General features: G+C 64.9%; 16 protein-coding genes and 2 tRNA genes. 11 read left to right on the top strand and 7 right to left on the bottom strand.

Going from position 1 to position 17653, the window contains the following annotated elements:
- Positions 1 to 2: 2 nt before the first annotated feature.
- Positions 3 to 1604: a cisplatin damage response ATP-dependent DNA ligase gene (locus tag C8D77_RS18600; protein WP_109666255.1), complete on the top strand. Its 1602-nt coding sequence runs from the start codon at positions 3 to 5 to the stop codon at positions 1602 to 1604.
- A gap of 7 nt (positions 1605 to 1611) precedes the next feature.
- Here the strand turns inward: C8D77_RS18600 and C8D77_RS18595 are convergent, their stop codons facing one another.
- Positions 1612 to 2751 (bottom strand): hypothetical protein, encoded by a 1140-nt coding sequence (locus tag C8D77_RS18595; protein ID WP_109666253.1) that lies wholly within the window; start codon positions 2749 to 2751, stop codon positions 1612 to 1614.
- Between the two features lie 331 nt (positions 2752 to 3082).
- On the opposite strand from C8D77_RS18595, the gene C8D77_RS18590 reads away from it, so the two are divergent.
- Positions 3083 to 3158, top strand: a tRNA-Thr gene (locus tag C8D77_RS18590).
- Between the two features lie 160 nt (positions 3159 to 3318).
- Here the strand turns inward: C8D77_RS18590 and C8D77_RS18585 are convergent.
- Positions 3319 to 3394: transfer RNA gene (locus tag C8D77_RS18585), tRNA-Cys, on the bottom strand.
- Positions 3395 to 3592: 198 nt separating this feature from the next.
- Between C8D77_RS18585 and C8D77_RS18580 the strand changes: the two genes are divergently transcribed.
- From C8D77_RS18580 to C8D77_RS18545, 8 genes are all read left to right on the top strand, one after another.
- Entirely contained in the window at positions 3593 to 3781 is a 189-nt protein-coding gene (locus tag C8D77_RS18580) for a YodC family protein (RefSeq protein ID WP_109666250.1), read from the top strand.
- 164 nt (positions 3782 to 3945) lie between these two features.
- On the top strand, positions 3946 to 4368 hold the full coding sequence (locus C8D77_RS18575) for an EF-hand domain-containing protein (RefSeq protein WP_109666759.1): 423 nt from the start codon (positions 3946 to 3948) through the stop codon (positions 4366 to 4368).
- A 45-nt stretch (positions 4369 to 4413) separates the two neighbouring features.
- Positions 4414 to 4956 (top strand): RNA polymerase sigma factor, encoded by a 543-nt coding sequence (locus tag C8D77_RS18570; protein WP_109666247.1) that lies wholly within the window; start codon positions 4414 to 4416, stop codon positions 4954 to 4956.
- A gap of 119 nt (positions 4957 to 5075) precedes the next feature.
- A complete protein-coding gene (locus tag C8D77_RS18565; protein WP_109666245.1) occupies positions 5076 to 5528 on the top strand; it encodes a hypothetical protein in 453 nt (150 codons plus the stop codon).
- Between the two features lie 2 nt (positions 5529 to 5530).
- A complete protein-coding gene (locus tag C8D77_RS18560) occupies positions 5531 to 5968 on the top strand; it encodes a periplasmic heavy metal sensor (RefSeq protein WP_425453742.1) in 438 nt (145 codons plus the stop codon).
- 108 nt (positions 5969 to 6076) lie between these two features.
- Positions 6077 to 6355, top strand: a complete 279-nt coding sequence (locus tag C8D77_RS18555; RefSeq protein ID WP_109666757.1) for a GCG_CRPN prefix-to-repeats domain-containing protein — start codon at positions 6077 to 6079, stop codon at positions 6353 to 6355.
- 123 nt (positions 6356 to 6478) lie between these two features.
- Positions 6479 to 7930 carry a DUF1800 domain-containing protein gene (locus C8D77_RS18550; RefSeq protein WP_109666240.1) on the top strand — a complete coding sequence of 484 codons (1452 nt, stop codon included), beginning with the start codon at positions 6479 to 6481 and terminating at the stop codon, positions 7928 to 7930.
- A 34-nt stretch (positions 7931 to 7964) separates the two neighbouring features.
- On the top strand, positions 7965 to 9203 hold the full coding sequence (locus C8D77_RS18545) for a DUF1501 domain-containing protein (RefSeq protein WP_109666237.1): 1239 nt from the start codon (positions 7965 to 7967) through the stop codon (positions 9201 to 9203).
- Positions 9204 to 9236: 33 nt separating this feature from the next.
- On the opposite strand, the gene C8D77_RS18540 is transcribed toward C8D77_RS18545, so the two are convergent.
- The 5 genes from C8D77_RS18540 to C8D77_RS18520 form a co-directional block, all read right to left on the bottom strand.
- Positions 9237 to 10817 carry an indolepyruvate oxidoreductase subunit beta family protein gene (locus tag C8D77_RS18540; RefSeq protein ID WP_109666234.1) on the bottom strand — a complete coding sequence of 527 codons (1581 nt, stop codon included), beginning with the start codon at positions 10815 to 10817 and terminating at the stop codon, positions 9237 to 9239.
- Positions 10810 to 12963 (bottom strand): thiamine pyrophosphate-dependent enzyme, encoded by a 2154-nt coding sequence (locus C8D77_RS18535; RefSeq protein WP_109666231.1) that lies wholly within the window; start codon positions 12961 to 12963, stop codon positions 10810 to 10812. The genes C8D77_RS18540 and C8D77_RS18535 overlap by 8 nt, the downstream gene beginning before the upstream one ends.
- A 100-nt stretch (positions 12964 to 13063) precedes the next feature.
- On the bottom strand, positions 13064 to 13546 hold the full coding sequence (locus C8D77_RS18530; protein ID WP_109666228.1) for a MarR family winged helix-turn-helix transcriptional regulator: 483 nt from the start codon (positions 13544 to 13546) through the stop codon (positions 13064 to 13066).
- On the bottom strand, positions 13546 to 15117 hold the full coding sequence (locus tag C8D77_RS18525) for a phytoene desaturase family protein (RefSeq protein ID WP_109666226.1): 1572 nt from the start codon (positions 15115 to 15117) through the stop codon (positions 13546 to 13548). The genes C8D77_RS18530 and C8D77_RS18525 overlap by 1 nt, the downstream gene beginning before the upstream one ends.
- Before the next feature lie 15 nt (positions 15118 to 15132).
- Positions 15133 to 15924: a cyclase family protein gene (locus tag C8D77_RS18520; RefSeq protein ID WP_109666754.1), complete on the bottom strand. Its 792-nt coding sequence runs from the start codon at positions 15922 to 15924 to the stop codon at positions 15133 to 15135.
- 119 nt (positions 15925 to 16043) lie between these two features.
- On the opposite strand from C8D77_RS18520, the gene C8D77_RS18515 reads away from it, so the two are divergent.
- Positions 16044 to 17618, top strand: a complete 1575-nt coding sequence (locus C8D77_RS18515; protein ID WP_109666222.1) for a phytoene desaturase family protein — start codon at positions 16044 to 16046, stop codon at positions 17616 to 17618.
- Positions 17619 to 17653 lie beyond the last annotated feature (35 nt).

Raw genomic sequence — 17653 nt, 5'->3', positions numbered from 1 at the left:
GTATGAACCGCTTCGCCGAACTTCTCGACCGTCTGGTGCTGACGCCGTCGCGCAACGGCAAGCTGACCTTGCTGACCGACTATTTCCGCAGCGTCGAGGATCCCGACCGCGGGCTGGCGCTGGCCGCCATCACCGGCGATCTCAACATCGCCGCGGTTAAGCCGGCGATGCTGCGCACGCTGGTCACCGAGCGCATGGATCCGGTGCTGTTCCGCTATTCCTACGACTATGTCGGCGATTTGGCCGAGACAGTCTCGCTGGTCTGGCCGCAAACGCCCGGAAACATCCCGAACCGCGAGCCGACGCTTGGCGAGGTCGTCGCAAAACTGCAGGCGGCAAGCCGTTCCGACGGACCCAAGGTGCTGGCAGGGCTGCTCGACAGCGCCGGCATCTCGGCGCGCTTTGCCATCATCAAGCTGGTCACCGGCGGCCTGCGCATCGGCGTGTCGGCGCGGCTGGCCAAACAGGCGCTGGCGGATTTCGGCACCGTCGATGTCACCGAGATCGAGGAGCTCTGGCACGGGCTGTCGCCGCCCTACACGGCGCTGTTCGCGTGGCTGGAAGGCAAGGCCGAAAAGCCCAGGAACACGGCGATGGCGTTGTTTCGCCCGGTGATGCTGTCGAACCCGGTCGGCGACGGCGATCTCGAAAAGCTCGATCCGGCGGATTATGCCGCCGAATGGAAATGGGATGGCATCCGCGTCCAGGCGGTGGCCGAAGGCGGCATCCGCCGGCTCTATTCGCGCACCGGCGACGATGTCTCCGGCGCCTTTCCGGACCTCGCCAACGCCATGCATTTTTCCGCGACGCTGGACGGCGAATTGCTGGTCGGCGATCCCCGGGAGGCAACGGGAACCTTCTCGGACCTGCAGCAGCGCCTGAACCGCAAGACGGTGACGCCGAAGATGCAGCTGCAGTACCCGGCCTTCATGCGCTGCTACGATCTGCTACAGATCGGCGACGAGGATTTGCGCGCGCTGCCGTTTCGCGAGCGGCGTGGCCGCCTCGAAAGCTTCGCCGGGACGCTCGACCCGAGCCGCTTCGATCTGTCGCCGTTCGTCGAATTCACAGACTGGCAGGCGCTGGAGGAACTGCGCCGGGCACCACCGCACCCGATCATAGAAGGCGTGATGCTGAAGCGCTGGGACTCACCCTATGTCGCCGGCCGGCCGAAAGGCCCGTGGTTCAAGTGGAAACGCGATCCGCACACGGTGGACGCGGTGCTGATGTATGCGCAACGCGGCCATGGCAAGCGCTCCAGCTTCTATTCGGACTACACGTTCGGCGTCTGGTCCGGTGCCGAAGGCGAAGAGGAGCTGGTGCCGGTCGGCAAGGCCTATTTCGGCTTCACCGACGAGGAGCTGAAGCAGATCGACAAATATGTCCGCGACAACACGATCGAGCGATTCGGGCCGGTGCGCTCGGTACGGGCCGACCGCGACAACGGCCTGGTGCTGGAAGTCGCCTTCGAAGGCCTCAACCGCTCGACCCGGCACAAATCCGGCGTCGCCATGCGCTTTCCCCGCATTTCACGGTTGCGCTGGGACAAGCCGGCCAATGAGGCAGACCGCATCGAGACGCTGCAGGCGCTGCTCGACCGCTAGAGCTGTCTTACGGCTCGACCGAAACCCGGATCTCGTAGATGTCCGCGGCCTTGCCCTGCTTGTCGAAGTCGGAATTGATGGCAATCGTACCGGCCGAGCCCGGACGCTTTTCGGGAAACTGTACGTCGAACAGATATTCGTTCTGCTGCTGGCCGACAGCGTAGCGCTTGCGGCCGCAGTCACCCAGTTCGCCGAAATTGCAGTCGACGGAAATCTGCGTCTCCTTGCCTTCTTGGGAGCGGGCGATGATGTCGAACACGGCATGCTTGCCGGCGAGCTTCTCCAGCACGCCTTGTCCGACATCGAAGCTGATCGCCGAACCGGAGGCGCCGGAACGGATGCGCAGGAACGACCCGGTGTCGTCCTTCATCACTTCGGCCTTGGCGTCCGACGGGGCGCTGACATGCGACGCATCGGCCGGCGAAAACACGTTGATCCAGTCGCGCGCCTGGTCCGCGTCACCAGGCTTTGCCGGGCCGCCGTCGGCCGGTGCGAAATCGTCGTCGTCAACGGTCGGCGGCGCTTCGGGCGGGGCGGTATCAAGCTGCGCCTGTGTCTTGAACACGCCGGTCTGCACGGCGAAAAACAGGCCAATGCCAATAGCGGCAAGCAGCGTTATGGTCAGGAAGATGGCGGTCAGCGGCAGGCGACGCCCTCTTATGCGCCGTTCATCGCGATCGGGCGCCACTTCCGTCGCCGCGCCGGTCGAGGCCGGAGCGGACATGTCGATGGCCGGAGCGTCGGGAAGAGTAGCGTCCGGCATGATGTCGGGAACGACGGGCAGCACGCGCGAGCGCGGCGCATCGGAAGCGGATTGCACGGGGCCATCGACGACGACAGCGGGGGACGGTGTCTGTTGGCCGGTTTCGACCGCAGGCGCCGAGTCTGCACCAAGCTCGACCGCCGGTGCATCGCCTTGCGGGCTGACATCCGGCACCGCCGGCAGAAACTCGGATTCGATTTCGGTGATTTTCGCCTGGATCGCCTTGCGGCGCTTGATGGCGACTTCCACGGTCACGCCGGGATTGGCCTGGAGCGCGCGATCAAGCGCGGCAAAAGCCGCGCGATAGACCCTCTCGCGGAACGCGCGGTCCTCGGCGCTGCCTTTCTCCAAGGCGTTCCGGATCGCTTTTTCGATCGCGTCCAATCGGGTCCCTCTGTCCATTCGCCAACCTTGCCGTGATCGTTAGCCGCAGGCGACCAATCAATCAACGGGCGAGCGGCGCATTCTGCCTTGGAGAGGTGTCCAAAGTCCATGCCGGCGCTGTTCCGGCAACAAAATCAGCATGTTTCATCGGTTTTCACGCGTAGGGAGGTGCGCGCCGTGCTGAACATGACTTAACAACCGGTTGGCAAACAACGCGGCGGCGGGCTTTCGACAGCGGCATGACATCCTCGCATGAATTGCCAAGTCCCATCTTGAATTCGCGGCCGGTTGCGTCTATCACCCCCGCATCTTGGAGGCCTTGGCCTCCCTGGCCGCTTTAGCTCAGTTGGTAGAGCACCGCATTCGTAATGCGGGGGTCGCGTGTTCGAGTCACGCAAGCGGCACCACTTCTCCCAAAAAGAGCAGGCAATAGCGCCCTCACTGGGCTAAGCCTCTTGCGTCCGGGGCCAAGCCTCTTGTGCCCGACCTCTCGCTTCTTTGTCGATTGTCGCCGCTGAATGCTTGCCGGACAGGATCCCCTGATGGTCCGATAGTATCCTGGAAAGGTGGAGGCCTCGCCTCGGGATCGAACCGAGGCTTCAGAGATTTGCAGTCTCCAGCGTAGCCGCTCCGCCACGAGGCCATCGCTGTCCAAGTAGCCGCCAAATATTTACGGAAAGGTTAAGACCGAAGAGATAGATCGGACCGCCGCAACGCGTTCGGCTGGCGCTCGGGAGATGCTCTGCTGGTGCAAAGGATTGCGACGCCGGCGAAGCACATCTGCCATTGTCGAGACCCCGGTTTGATGTGAAACTCGTGGCCTCAGCATGGGAGGTCAAAAATGCCCAACAATTTCAAGACCGGAGACGTCGTCAAGCTGAAATCCGGAGGCCCCAGGATGACGGTCAGCGATGGTGCGGCCTCGGGCATGTATATGTGCCACTGGTTCAATCGCGAGGGCGAGGTGTGGACCCCGCAACATGCCGGGTTCAAGCCTGAACAACTGGTTGCGGCCGACCAATCAGACTAGAGCCTGTTCCATCCCGATGGAATCGGGATGGGCTCTATTTGTTTTTTCGAGCACGAACGGATCAGCACGCGCGACCGACGGATTTTTCGGGTCGCGGCGTTTAACGGTTGAAGCGTGACGGCGGCACAGGTCGTCTGCAACGCACCAACCCGGAGACGCAAAGCATGATCAGCCGTTCGATAATCGTCGTTACCTTGAGTTTGCAAGCCGTTGCGGCTTTCGCCCAGACAACGACACCGCCCCCTGCACCGCCGACCGCCTCGCCAAGCGCCTCGGGGGTCAAATCCGACATCACGCTGGCCAAATTCCAGAAGCGGCGCGAGAAGGCGATCATGGCGGCCGACACGGACGGCGACGGCAAGATCAGCCTGCTGGAGTGGACGGCCTTTCAGGCGAAACGCAACGGCAAGGGCGACCCCGCCAAATCCTTCGCGCGGATCGATTCCAACCATGACGGCTTCATCGACCGCGCCGAGCTCGATGCATTCTTCGCCAAGCGCTTTGCCCGGCTCGACAAGAATGCCGACGGCGTTCTGACGGCCGACGAACTGCCAAGCCACAAAACCGCTCCCAAGCAGGAGCAATGACCAAGAGGCAATGACGCGCGATGAACATCGGGAGTGCGCCGACTGATGGCTGCGGATCCGGACGAGGAGCTGGTTCGCCGTGTCGGCGCCGGCGATCCGGCTGCCGTGCAAACCCTGGTCGCGCGCAAGCTGCCGCGCATCCTGGCGCTTGCCGTGCGCATGCTCGGCGATGCGGCGGAGGCCGAGGATGTCGCCCAGGAAACCTTTGTCCGGATCTGGCGTCATGCCTCGGGCTGGCGGTACGGCAATGCGCGCTTCGACACCTGGGTCCACCGGGTGACGCTGAACCTGTGCTACGACCGGCTGCGCCGGCGCCGCGAATGGGTGACCGACGAGGTGCCGGACGTGGCCGATCCTGCGCCGCTTCCCGATGCTCATCCCGGGGAGGAAGATCATCGGGTCAAACAGGCGCTGCAAGGCATCGCGCCGCGCCAGCGCGAGGCGATCATCCTGGTCTACTATCAGGAGATGTCCAACATCGAGGCGGCAGCGACCTTGCAGATCAGCGTCGATGCCCTGGAGAGCCTGCTTGCACGCGGCCGCCGCTCGCTGCAGACGATCCTGACCAGGGATGACGCCGATGAGTGAGAACCGGATCAGCACCAAGGCGCAACGGCCATCGCGCCTTGCAGGCGCTGCCTGGCGCTCGATTCCTGTCAGCCCCATGCCGCGCGAGCACGCGGCGCCAATGGGCAAGGGGAAGACACATGGCTGAAGGGTCCAGGAACGAACCGGCAATGGATGCCAAGCGCTTTGCCGCCCTGGCTGCGGCCTATGGCGGTGACTTGCGGCGATGGCCCGAGGCTGAACGGATGGCCGGCACTATCTTTGCCGCAAGCGAAGCGGGCGAGGCCATTTTGAAGCATGCCGGGACACTCGACGCGCGGCTTGACAGCTACCGCGTCGACGCCCCCGGCAAGGCCCTGCACGGCAGCATCCAGCAGGCCGCCGGCCGGCACCTCATCCAGCGCCGGCGTCAGCGGTTCTGGTGGCTGGGGCTGGGACTTGCCGGCATTGGTCTGGCCGGCGCCGTGGCAGGACTGGCCCTGGTGACCGTCGTCACACCCGAGGTCCAGCCGGACCACTATGTGCTGGATGCCAATGTGACGGCGTTCGGCGATACCGGCCCCGACCGCGACACGATCGAGGAAGACCTATGACCATGAGCCGCAACCTTGTCATCGCGTCGGTGGTGCTCAACGTTTTCCTGGCCGGAGCGCTTGCCGGCGGAGCCGTCTGGATAAGAAGCGGCAAAAACCAGGGCTATTCACTGGAGGCGGCCGGTGGCCGGCTTCCCGAACAGGATCGCACGGTCTTCCGCAAGGCGTTGCGCGATGTTCGCCGAGAATCCCGTCAGGTCATTCTCGACGGCCAGCAAGCCAGGCGTGAAGCAGCCGACCTGCTGCAACAGCCGGTTCTGGACACGACGGCGCTGTCGGCGGCACTGGAGCGGGCCCGCAATGCCGATGTCACCGTGCGCACGCGGCTGGAGCAGCGCATTGTGGAGTTCGCGGCGGCAAGTTCCGCTGAGGGGCGCGGCGTGCTGGCGCAAGGGCTGATGAAACGCAGCGGGGCCGCCGCGCCAAAAAAATCGCAGTGATGACCGACGGAAAACGCTGACGGTGCCGTTTAACGAAGCGAAGGGCAGGCCTGCCAGATCCGTGTGGTGCGGCAGGCTTTCAACCTCGGAAACATTCGGAGCATCGTCATGAACTATCTGACAAAATACGCGATCACCGCCGCTCTTGCCGTTACCGGAACGGTTGCGACCGCTGCGGCATCCCTGGCGATGCCATTGGCGCCACTTGCCGCACCGGCGCTGGTCGAGCATGTCGCCTGGGGCTGTGGACCGGGCTGGCATCCCAATCATTGGGGACGCTGCGTGCCCAACCGTGTGGTGGTCTATCCTCGTTACCACCGTTGGCATGGCCCGGCCTTCTATGTCGGGCATCCGCACCATCGCTGGCATCGTTGGCACCGCTGGTAGGACATAAGGGGGTCGGCCGCTCCACCACGTGCCGGCCCCCTCGATCCCCATTGAACCAGGTACAAAACGGCTCGGACGGGCTCCTGCGCCAGGCACAGGAGGCCCAAGCGATGGAGAGCTGACTTGGCTATCCCGGCTTTCAATTCCCCTGATCCGGCCCTCGTCGCGTTCAACCGCTTCGGGCTTGGAGCACGGCCTGGCGACCGCGACAGCATAGCCGGCGATCCGCGCGGTTATCTCAAGGCGGAGTTGCGGCAAGCCGACATCGCCATGATCTCGCCTGATGACCCGGCCTATGCCAACCTGCAAGGCAGTACGCCTGCCATCCAGGCCAGCATGGCGGCAAATTTCCAGCGCAAGCTCGAGCGTGAGCGCATGGCCGCGGTGGCGCAGCCGGGGGCGGCGAGCGCCCAGGCCGTGCCAACACAACCCGTGCCGGCCGGCAAACCCAGCGTACCGCCGGTCGAGGTGGTGTTGTTCCGGGCGGAAGCGCAGGCGCGCTTCGACAAGGCTGTTCGGGTCAAGGCCGGCTTCGTCGAACGCCTCGTCTGCTTCTGGTCGAACCATTTCTGTGTCTCGGTGGCAAAGGACACCGTCGTTCGCGCCAGCGCCGGTGCCTTCGAGCGGGAAGCCATCCGCCCTTTCGTGCTCGGCCGCTTCGCCGATATGCTGCTGGCGGTAGAGCATCATCCGGCGATGCTGTTCTATCTCGACAACCAGCAATCGATCGGCCCGGAGTCGCGCGCGGGCAAGAACCGCAAGCGTGGCCTCAATGAAAACCTCGCCCGGGAAATCCTGGAATTGCACACGCTCGGCGTCGGCAGTGGCTATACCCAGGCCGATGTCACCAGCTTCGCGCGCATCCTCACCGGCTGGACGATGGCCGGGCGCGATGGACGGCTGGGCGAGCCCGGCAATTTTGTCTTCAACGCAAATGCACATGAGCCGGGCGACGCAGTGCTGCTCGGCAAGACCTATCCCGCGTGTGGCATGGGACAGGCCGAGGCCGCGCTCAACGATATCGCCCGCCATCCGGCAACAGCCCTGCACATCGCCACCAAACTGGCTCGCCATTTCATCGCCGACACGCCCCCGGCGGCTACAGTTGCGCGCCTCGCCAAGGTCTTCGCCAAGACCGACGGCAATCTGCGGGCGCTGGCGGTCGCCCTCATCGACATGCCGGAGGCGTGGTCGACGCCACTGATGAAGATACGCTCGCCCTTCGACTATATCGCCGCCATCCGAAGGGCGGCCGGTCCCGGCTCGGCGAACGATCCCGGCCAGTCGCTCGGCTGGCTCAACGCGCTGGGCGAGCCGCTCTGGCAGCCGCCGGGACCCAACGGCTTTTCCGACGGGGCCGACGGCTGGACGTCGGCCGAGGGTATGAAAATCCGCCTCGACATCGCCTGGCAAGCGGCACGCCAGGTCAAGGATATCGGCAATCCCAACGACATGCTTGAGGCGCTGATCGGCCCTGCCGCCTCGCCGGAGACGCGGCAGGCGATCGCCCATGCCGAATCCAAGCAGCAAGGGCTGGCGCTGTTGCTGATGGCCCCAGAATTCCAGCGCAGGTAGTTCCAGCGCAGACAACTTCCGTGGAGACGATGTCATGAGCCTGCTGTGCGAAGTTCCCGATCCCTCCCGCCGCGCCGTGTTGATGACCGGTGGCGCGCTGTTTGCCTGGGCCTACATGCCCCGCCTTGCCCGCGCCGCCGACAATCGCGATCCACGTCTGATCGTCATCGTGCTGCGCGGCGCGCTTGACGGCCTGTCGGCGGTCGGTCCGGTCGGCGATCCCGACTATGCCGGCTTGCATGGCGACATCGCCTTGTCCCTGACCGGCCCGCATGCGGCGCTGCCGCTGGACGGCTTCTTCGCGCTCAATCCGTCGATGCCGGTGTTTGCACGGCTGTTCAAGAACAGCCAGGCGGCGGTCGTGCATGCGGCCGCAACCGGCTATCGCGACCGCTCGCATTTCGACGGCCAGGACGTGCTGGAAAGCGGCTTTGCCGGCCCCGGCCATGTCGCCACCGGCTGGCTCAACCGGGCGCTTGAAAACCTGCCATCGGGCGACCGCGTGGCAACGCTTGGTGGGTTGGCCGTCGGGCCGTCAACGCCGCTGGTGATCCGTGGCGCCGCACCCGTACTTGGCTGGGCGCCGCAATCGCTGCCGGCACCCAGCGATGGTTTCGCGGCGCGCGTTCTCGACCTCTACCAGCATCGCGACACGGTTCTCGCGGTGGCCCTGCAAAAGGGGCTCGACGCCGACCGCATGGCGCTCGACGACCAGATGGGCGCCAAGGCGATGAAGCCGAAGGGCGGTCCCGACAGTGCCGCCGGCATGCGGCAGGCGGCACAGGGTGCGGCCAAGCTGATGGCGGCCGACGACGGGCCGCGTATTGCGGCTCTCGCCTTCGATGGCTGGGACACGCATGTCAATGAAGGCGGTGCGACCGGTCGGCTCGCCACCTTGCTCGGCGGTCTCGACGGCGCCTTCGAAGAATTCGAGAAAGGTCTCGGCGAGCGCTGGAAGGACACGGCGATCGTCGTCATCACCGAGTTCGGACGCACGGCCCAGATCAACGGCACCGTCGGCACCGATCACGGCACCGGCACTGTGGTGCTGCTGGCCGGCGGCGCCATCAAGGGCGGGCGCGTTATCGCTGATTGGCCTGGATTGAAGCCGGCTCAGCTTTACGAACAACGCGACCTAGCGCCGACCAGCGATGTCAGGGCGGTGCTGAAAGGGCTGCTCGCCGATCAGTTCGGGCTTTCGGCCGGAACCCTCGGTGACAAGGTGTTTCCGGAGTCCGCCGCAGTGAAGCCAATGCAGGGGCTTGTCGCGTGACGGCTGAATAGCCAATGGGCGTCACGACGTCCGTCAGCGGACTGCATTGTCGTTGAGCGTCGCCACCGTCTTCAGCGCGCCGTCGAGCATGTCGCCCTTCTCGTCCTTCAGCGCCATCTCGCGCAGGCGCCGGATCCAGTCGGCGGCGTCCGCTCGGCCCTTGAGCAGATCGAGCGCGGACAGCACCCGGTCGAATTTCGATTGCGCCCGGACATGGGTGTCGCTGTAGCCCTTGATCAGCCGGCGGCAGTTGAGGATCTCGACAGCCAGCGCATAATCCTGAGGCACATGGTCGAGCGCCAGAGCGTACCAGCGGTCGAGATGCGCGATCTCGACCTTGTGACGCAGCAGGCTGCGGCGCCAGCGGCGCAGGCCGCCGATGAACCAGAGTGCTGCAAAGCCGGCGAAGCTGTCGGTGCGGATACGGCGGCCATGGTTGATGCGGCGGTCGAGAAAGGCGGCGAGCTTCGGCCGGCTTTCGATGTAGCTGCCAAGACCCGCCGGCAGCGTGCCGCAGAACTCCTCGATGCGCGGATGGAAATACTCGGTGACCTGAAGGATCGAGCCGTCCTTGACGCCGACCTCGCGGCGCACGCGCCGGTCACGCGTCGAGCGCGTTTTGAGATCGGCGACGCGGATCATGTCGTCGTAGCATAGCGCGTTGGCCAGATGCTTTGCAGCAGCGATGGACAGGCCATAGCCGCGGTCCGGTCCGTCCAGCGCGACGGCCTTGTCCAGCTGGTCGAGATACTCGCGCCCGTAGGCGATGTCCTGATAGTCGACGACCTTTCTCAGGCCCCTGAGCGCCATGTCGCGGACTGCCACCGGCAACAGATCGATGCGGGCGGCCAAAGCCTGCCAGCCTTGCAGCAGGTTTTGCGGACCACTCACCTGTCCGGCGCCCAGGGCAGATTCGACAATCGCGGGCTCAGCCGGCTTCAACGCCGGCGCTGCCGTACCGCGCGCGCGGTCAAACGCGGCACCGAAGGCGGCGAGGCTGGCCTTGACGCCCCGGCCGCCGGCACCGATTGCCTGTTCGTAGCTCTCGCGGGTGAAGGGCAGCGCGTCGGACCCCGCCAGCGCGCCGAGCAGGCTGGCCGAGATCATCGAACCATTGTCGGCGGCGATCTTTTCCATGTCGAAAGCGATGAAGCGCTTCGATGCGGCCTCCGCCGTTGCGTGCACCCTGGAAGACGAGGCTCGGCCGTCGCCGGGTTCGATTTTTTCCGACACGGCGGCGATGCGGTGCGACGAGGCGATCAGCGTCGTGCGCTCGGGCGTGACAAAGCCGCGGATGATGGCGCGGCCGGCTTCCATCAGTTCAGCGGCGATCAGGATATCCACATCGCCCTGCGACGGCGACAATGCAAAGACCGGCAGCCGGCCGGTGTCGCGGGCCATCTCGACATAGTAGATGGTGGCGCCGGTGCGCTGGGCGACGCCGGCGACCGAGGTCGATTGCGCGACATAACCGTTGCGCTCGGCGACATCGGTGATCCAGTCGGCGAGCACGCCGCCGCCCTGGCCGCCGACCGCGAGCACGGCAAGCTTGATGACACGCTCGTCATCCTGAGCGCCGACGTGGGCGCGAAGTGGGGGGACAGCGTCAAGCATCGGCGAAGGTCAGGCGCCGGCTTTCGCGGCGACGCTGCAAAAGGCCGATGGTGGCGCGGCGCGCGGCTTCCAGGAAACGGTCCCAATGGCTCGGATTATGGACGACATCGGCGCGGTAGAAGGATGGGCACAGCACCGCCGCATCGGCGACCTCGCCGCAATTGCCGCAGCCGACGCAGCTCTGGTCGATATGCGCCACCGGATCGTCGCGCAGCGGATCGTCGAGCGACTTGACCGACAGCGACGGGCAGCCGGACAGCCGCATGCAGGCATGGTCGCCGGTGCAGATATCCTCGTCGACGCCGAATTTCGGTTTCACCACTCGCTCGCCGCCCTTGATTGCCTTGTCGACCAGCGGCTTTTCGCGGCGCTGCCGGTTGAGCATGCATTCGGACGAGGCGACGATAACCTTCGGCCCCTTCTCGTCGGTCGTCAGCGCCTCGCGCAGCGTGTCCTGCATCTTGGTCACGTCATAGGTGCGGTCGACATGGCGCAGCCATTTGACGCCCATGCCCTTCACCGCCTCGGTGATCGGATGCTTCGTCGACTTGGTCTTGTTGCCCGCGCGCGACGACAGGATGTCCTGCCCACCGGTCGCGGCCGAATAGAAATTGTCGACAATGACGATAACGCCGTCGTTCTTGTTGAACACCGCATTGCCGATCGAGGAGGTCAGGCCGTTGTGCCAGAAGCCGCCATCGCCGACGAAGGAGATGGAACGGCGCTTGGCATCGGGCGAGTTGAACGCCGAGGCGGAAGCCGGACCGAGCCCATAGCCCATGGTGGTGGCGCCGAGCTCGAAAGGCGGCATGATCGAGAACAGATGGCAGCCTATGTCGGAGGCGATGTGGTGCTTGCCAAGTTCCTGTTCGACCAGTTTTGTCGCGGCAAAGATCGGCCGCTCCGGGCAGCCGATGCAGAAACCGGGCGGTCGTCCTGGAACGACATTGATCAGGTCGGCTGTATCGACGCCGTCGCCGACCTTGTTGGGGGCACGCACTTCGCCAGGCAGCAGATGCGGCGCCTCGGCGCGCAGGAAGGCGCCGATGCCATCGAGCATGACCTGGCCGGTGTATTCGCCGGCCATCGGCAGGTGCTCCTTGCCGACCAGCCTGGTGCCGCGCCCGGCCTTGTGCAGCATCGCGGCGAAGGCCTGTTCGATGTAGTTGGGCTGGCCTTCCTCGACGACCAGCACCGATTGCTTGCCCTCGCAGAAGGACAGGAACTCGTCGTCGATGAGCGGATAGACGGCGTTGAGCACATAAAGCGGCACGTCGGTGTCGCCATAAATGTCGGCAAGGCCGAGCCGCTGCAGCGCGCGGATGACCGAATTGTACATGCCGCCCTGCATGACGATGCCGACCGAACCATGATCCGATCCGAAGAATTCGTTGATCTTGTTCTTGCGGATGAAGTCGACCGCCGCCGGCCAGCGTTTCTGCACCTTTTCCTTTTCGTGTAGGAAGGAAGCGGGCGGCAGCACGATACGGCCGGTGTCGCGGCGCGGTGCGTCGAGCGCATCGGCGACCGTCATCGGTGGCCGCTTGTTGTCCTTGGCGATGAAATGGCCGTGGACGTGGCAGCAGCGGATGCGGACCTGCAGCATGACCGGCGTGTTGGAAATCTCGGACAGCTCGAAACCATCCTCCACCGCCTTGACGATCGACGGCAGATTGGGGCGCGGATCGAGCAGCCAGACCTGGCTCTTCATGGCGAAGGCATGACTCCGCTCCTGCATGATCGAGGAGCCTTCGCCATAGTCCTCGCCGACGATGATCAGCGCGCCGCCGGTGACGCCACCGGAGGCGAGATTGGCCAGCGCATCGGAGGCGACATTGGTGCCGACGGTCGACTTGAAGGTCGCGGCACCGCGGATCGGGTAGTGCACAGAGGCGGCCAGCATGGCGGTGGCGGTGGCTTCGGAAGCGCTGGCCTCGAAATGCACGCCGAGCTCGCCCAGAATGTCCTGCGCGTCGGCCAGCACGTCCATCAGATGGCTGATCGGCGCGCCCTGATAGCCGCCGACATAGCCGACGCCACATTGCAGCAGCGCCTTGGTGATGGCGAGGATGCCTTCGCCGGCAAATTCCTCGCCGGCACCGAGCCGAAGCTTCTCGACTTCCTTGGCAAAAGACCGTTCGGCCATTTTTTCTCCCTTCCGTTACTGCCTGAGGCTGGCAGCGCGTAGGTCTATTTGTTTGCGCATGACCTCTTCCGAAAACCGGCTTCCACTTTTCGGGGTCATGCTAGATGTCGTGCTTGCGAATGTTCTTCAGCATCTTCAAAAGCGTGGCGATGAGCGCGGAATATTCGGCGTCGTCGATATCGTCGAACATCGCCTCGAACGCGTCATGCATGGCCGGCCAGGCGCGGGTGAACTCGGCGCGGCCCTCGTCGGTCAGGAACACATGGCGGATGCGGCTGTCGGTGACACCCTGCTCGCGCCGCACCAGGCCCTGGCTCTCCAGCGAGTCGAGCGTGCGGCTCAAGGTCGACTGCTCGATGACAGTGTAGACCGAGAGGTCGTTGACGGTGATGCCGTCGGTGACCGACAGCACGGCCAGCGTGCGCACCTGCGGAATGGTCAGGCCTTGCTTGCGGAAATCGTCGCGCAAGGTAGCGTTGTAACGGCCCATGATGCGGTTCATCAGATAGGGCGCGAATTGCTGCAGCCCGATCTGCCCCAGGGTCGAAATGCGCTGGCGCTTTTCCGCAACCTTGTGTTCCATCACAGCCTCCCCGCCAGGAGAAAGCCGGAGCCGCCGCCGAGGCCGGCACCGGGATGGGTCGAGGCGCCGATATGGTAGACGTTCTTGATACCAGTCCGATGGTTGCGGCTGGTCTTGAATGGCCGCCATAGGAACGACTGGTCGATGGTCGAGGAACCGCCATAGGGATCGCCGCCGACCAGATTGATGTTCATCGCTTCCAGATCGGCCGGGGAATAGGCGTGGCGTGCGATGACGCTGTCCTTGAAGCCATCGATGTGGCTGGCGAGGATGGCTTCTGCACGGTCGGCATAGGCTTCGCGCAAAGCGTCGGTCCATTGCCCGTCAGCCGGCGCCTGCAGCTTGCCGGCGGCGTCGCCCTTGATATGGCGAGGTGCCTCGGGCAGTTGCAGCCACAGGATCGCCTTGCCCTCCGGACAGCGCGACGGGTCGAGCGCATGCGGCTGGCCGACACAGATGGTCGGCACCTCCGGCAGCATGCCGCGCGCCGCTTCGTTGCAGGCCTTTGACACGCCATCGAGCCCCGGTGTCAGATGCAGCAGCGCGACCTTGTCCAGGCCTTCGCCGCGCCATGCCGGCGGCTTGTCCAAGGCGTAGTGAATCTGGAAATTGCCTTTGCCGTAGCGGTATTTCTGCGTCGCTTCGACGTCATCCCTGGGAGCATCCGCGCCGAGCAGCCGACCATAAAGCTGCGTCGGGGTGACCGAGCAGATGATGCTCTTCTTCGCATGGACCGTTTCGCCCGAGGCCAGCCGCACGCCGGTGGCGCGACCTCCAGCCAGGATGATGGAGGCAACGTCCGCTTCGGTGGAGATGACGCCGCCACGCTCGATGATCAATGCCTCGAATGCGGCCAGCAGGTTCTGCGCCCCGCCCTTGACGATCGGTGCGCCGGCGGCTTCCAGCGCAAAGGCGATGACCTTGGCGATCTGGCCCGAGAATGCATCTTCCGGCCCAAGCCCGGCATGCAGCACCCAGGGCGCCCACAGCGCGCGGGTGGTTTCGGACCGGTAGGTGCTTTCGAGCCAGTTGCGCGCCGGCATTAGTGCCTCGCCGAGAAAGGCGGCAAGGCCGCGTGAGCCACGTCGCCAGGCTTCGCCGGCCAGCAGCTTCGCCGTCGGATAAGACCACAGGCTGCCGCCGAGCAGGCCGAACAGCAGGCCGGCATTGCGCTCGATGCCGCCGACATCCTCCGCGTGCCGGTCGCCATCGCCCGCCGCGATCGCGTTGAGCGCGGCGACATTGGCGGCGCGGTCGGTGCTGAGCACGGCATGGCTGCCGTCCGGCCGCAGCACGCCGGTCGGCGTGCCGGTGTGGCAGAACTCCAGCCCGTGCCGCGCGAGGTCGGCGCCCAGCGCCGCAAAGGCTGGCGAGGTGATGAACAGCACGAAGGTCGTCGCCATCACATCATGGATGAAGCCGGGCGCGGTGATCTCCTCGGTGCGCATGCAGCCGCCAATGCGGTCGTTGCGCTCAAGGACGAGCACTTTGGCGCCTTTGCCGCCAAGCATCGCCGCGCAGACCAGCGCGTTGATGCCGCTGCCTACGATGATGTGATCCGGCTGGCTCACGGCAAACGCTTTCGCTTAGCCCTTCGAAACAAGCGCCAGCGCGCGGATCGGGCTGCCGGTGCCGTGTTCGATCTTCAGCGGCGCCGCGATCAGGATGGCTCCCTTCGGCGGCAGCTGGTCGAGGTTGCAGAGGCTGGCAAGGCCGTAGCGGTTGGCCTTGTGCATCAGCGTGTGCGCCGGGAACGGCGGCTCCATGCCGCCAGCCTTGCCGGCGTCGGTGCCGATGGTCTCGCTGCCCCAGCCCTTGATATCCTTGCTGATCAGGAACTGGATCGCTTCGGCCGTCGGGCCCGGCGTGTGCGGGCCGGTCTCGTTGGCGTTGAGGAATTCGGCTTCCGAGCCGTTGCGCTTGTACCAGTCTGTGCGCATCACCACCCATTCGCCGGCATTGATCGCGCCATGCTTGGCTTCCCACGCCTTGATGTGGTCGACGGTGAGCAGGAAATCGGGATCGGCGGCGGCTTCCTTCGAGCAGTCGATGACATTGACCGGGCCGACGAAGTTCTGCGCCGGAATGGTGTCGGTGGCGCCGTCGGCATAGTCCTTGCCGGAGATCCAGTGTTGCGGCGCATCGAAATGCGTGCCCGAATGTTCGCCAAGCTTCAGCCAGTTCCAGGCCCACCAGGGACCGTTCTTGTCATAGCGGGAGATCGAGTGGATCTCGACCTTCGGCGTGTCGACGGCGAGTTCCGGTGGAAGCTTGATCAGCGGGGTGTCGGGCCCGAGCGGTGCTGTCAGGTCGACCACCTTGATGGCGCCTGAAAGAAGCTGGCCGGCGACTTCGCCGAGGAGTTTTTGCGTGTCCATGGTCTCTGTTCCCTCTTTCGTGATGATGATCAAGGCTCGTCTCGGCCCTTAATATCCTACTAGACGAAAACATATGCATCTGCAATTATCTTTAAGCATAAAGGAAATGGGAACGGGGCGTGAGCGAGTTCGACGCCATCTTTGTCGGGGCGGGCCACAACAGTCTGGCATGCGCCGCGCATTTGGCGCTCAAAGGCTGGAAAACCGGGATTTTCGAGCGCAGTCCGACAATCGGCGGCGCCGTCCAGACGCGCGAATTCACCCTTCCCGGCTTCCGCCACGATTTCGGCGCGATGAATCTGAGTCTGTTTGCCGGCTCGGCCTTCCACCGGAAATATGCAAATGAATTGAAAGCACAGGGGCTGGAGTTCGCCCCGGTCGCCGATTGTTTCGCCAGCGCCTTTCCGGACGGACGCTGGTTCGGCGTCAGCAACGACCTGGAAAAGACCGCGACGCGCATGGCCGCATTCTCCGCCGCCGATGCAACGACATGGCGCAGACTGGTCGCCGCCTTCCCGGGGGAGGCCGAGCATCTGTTCAGGCTGCTGGGATCGCCGATGAGCGCCCGCGCGCTTGCCGGCACCGCATGGAACCTGTGGCGCAAGAAGGGCATGTCGGGGGCGCTCGATACCGGCCGGCTGCTGTTGTCCTCACCCCGCGCCTGGCTGGAGGAGAACTTCGAGTCGCCTCATATCAGGGCAACGCTCGCCACCTGGGGCATGCATCTCGACTTCGCCCCCGACATCGCCGGCGGTGCCGTGTTCCCCTATCTGGAATCGATGGCCAACCAGAGTTTCGGCATGGTGCTGGGCAAAGGCGGCGCCGACACCATCATCCGCGCCCTGTCGGGCATGGTTACGGCTGCCGGCGGCAAGATCGTCACCGGCGCCGAAGTGGCCGAGATCACCGTTTCCGCCGGCAAGGCGACCGGCGTGCGGCTCGCTTCCGGTGAGACCCATACCGCCACCAGGGCTGTGATCGCCGGCGTCGCGCCCAAGGCGCTGACCGGCAAATTGCTGCCCAATGGTTCCGGTGACGCCGGCTTCGACACGGCGATGCAAAAATTCCGCCATGCGCCGGGGACGATGATGATCCATCTGGCGCTGGACGATTTGCCCGACTGGCGCGCCGGATCTGAGCTGCGGCAGTTCGCCTATGTGCATCTGTCGCCGTCGCTCGACGCCATGTCGCGCACCTATCAGCAGGCGATGGCGGGCATGCTGCCGGACGAGCCGGTGCTGGTCGTCGGCCAGCCGACAGCGATCGACCCGTCGCGGGCGCCCGAAGGCAAGCATGTGCTGTGGGTGCAGGTGCGCATGCTGCCAGCCGAGATCACAGGCGATGCGGCCGGTCGGATCGCACCGGCGCGTTGGGATCAGGTCAAGGACAACTATGCCGATCGTGTCCTCGATATCATCGAGACCTATGCGCCCGGCCTGCGCAACAAGATCCTCGGCCAGGCGGTGTTCTCGCCCATCGATCTGGAGCGCGAGAACCCGAACCTCGTCGGTGGCGACCAGGTCTGCGGCAGCCACCATCTGGCACAGAATTTCTTGTTTCGCCCAGCACACGGATACGCCGGCTGGAACACACCGGTCGGCAATCTGCATCTTACCGGAGCTGCAACATGGCCGGGCGCCGGCACCGGTGCGGCTTCCGGATACATGCTCGCGCAACAGCTTGGCGGGAGGTAGCAGCCGAAGATTTCACAACAGGCGAAAGAGGGCAA

Source organism: Mesorhizobium loti (assembly GCF_003148495.1).
Taxonomy (GTDB): domain Bacteria; phylum Pseudomonadota; class Alphaproteobacteria; order Rhizobiales; family Rhizobiaceae; genus Mesorhizobium; species Mesorhizobium loti.
This window is presented reverse-complemented; position numbering and strand designations above follow the sequence as displayed.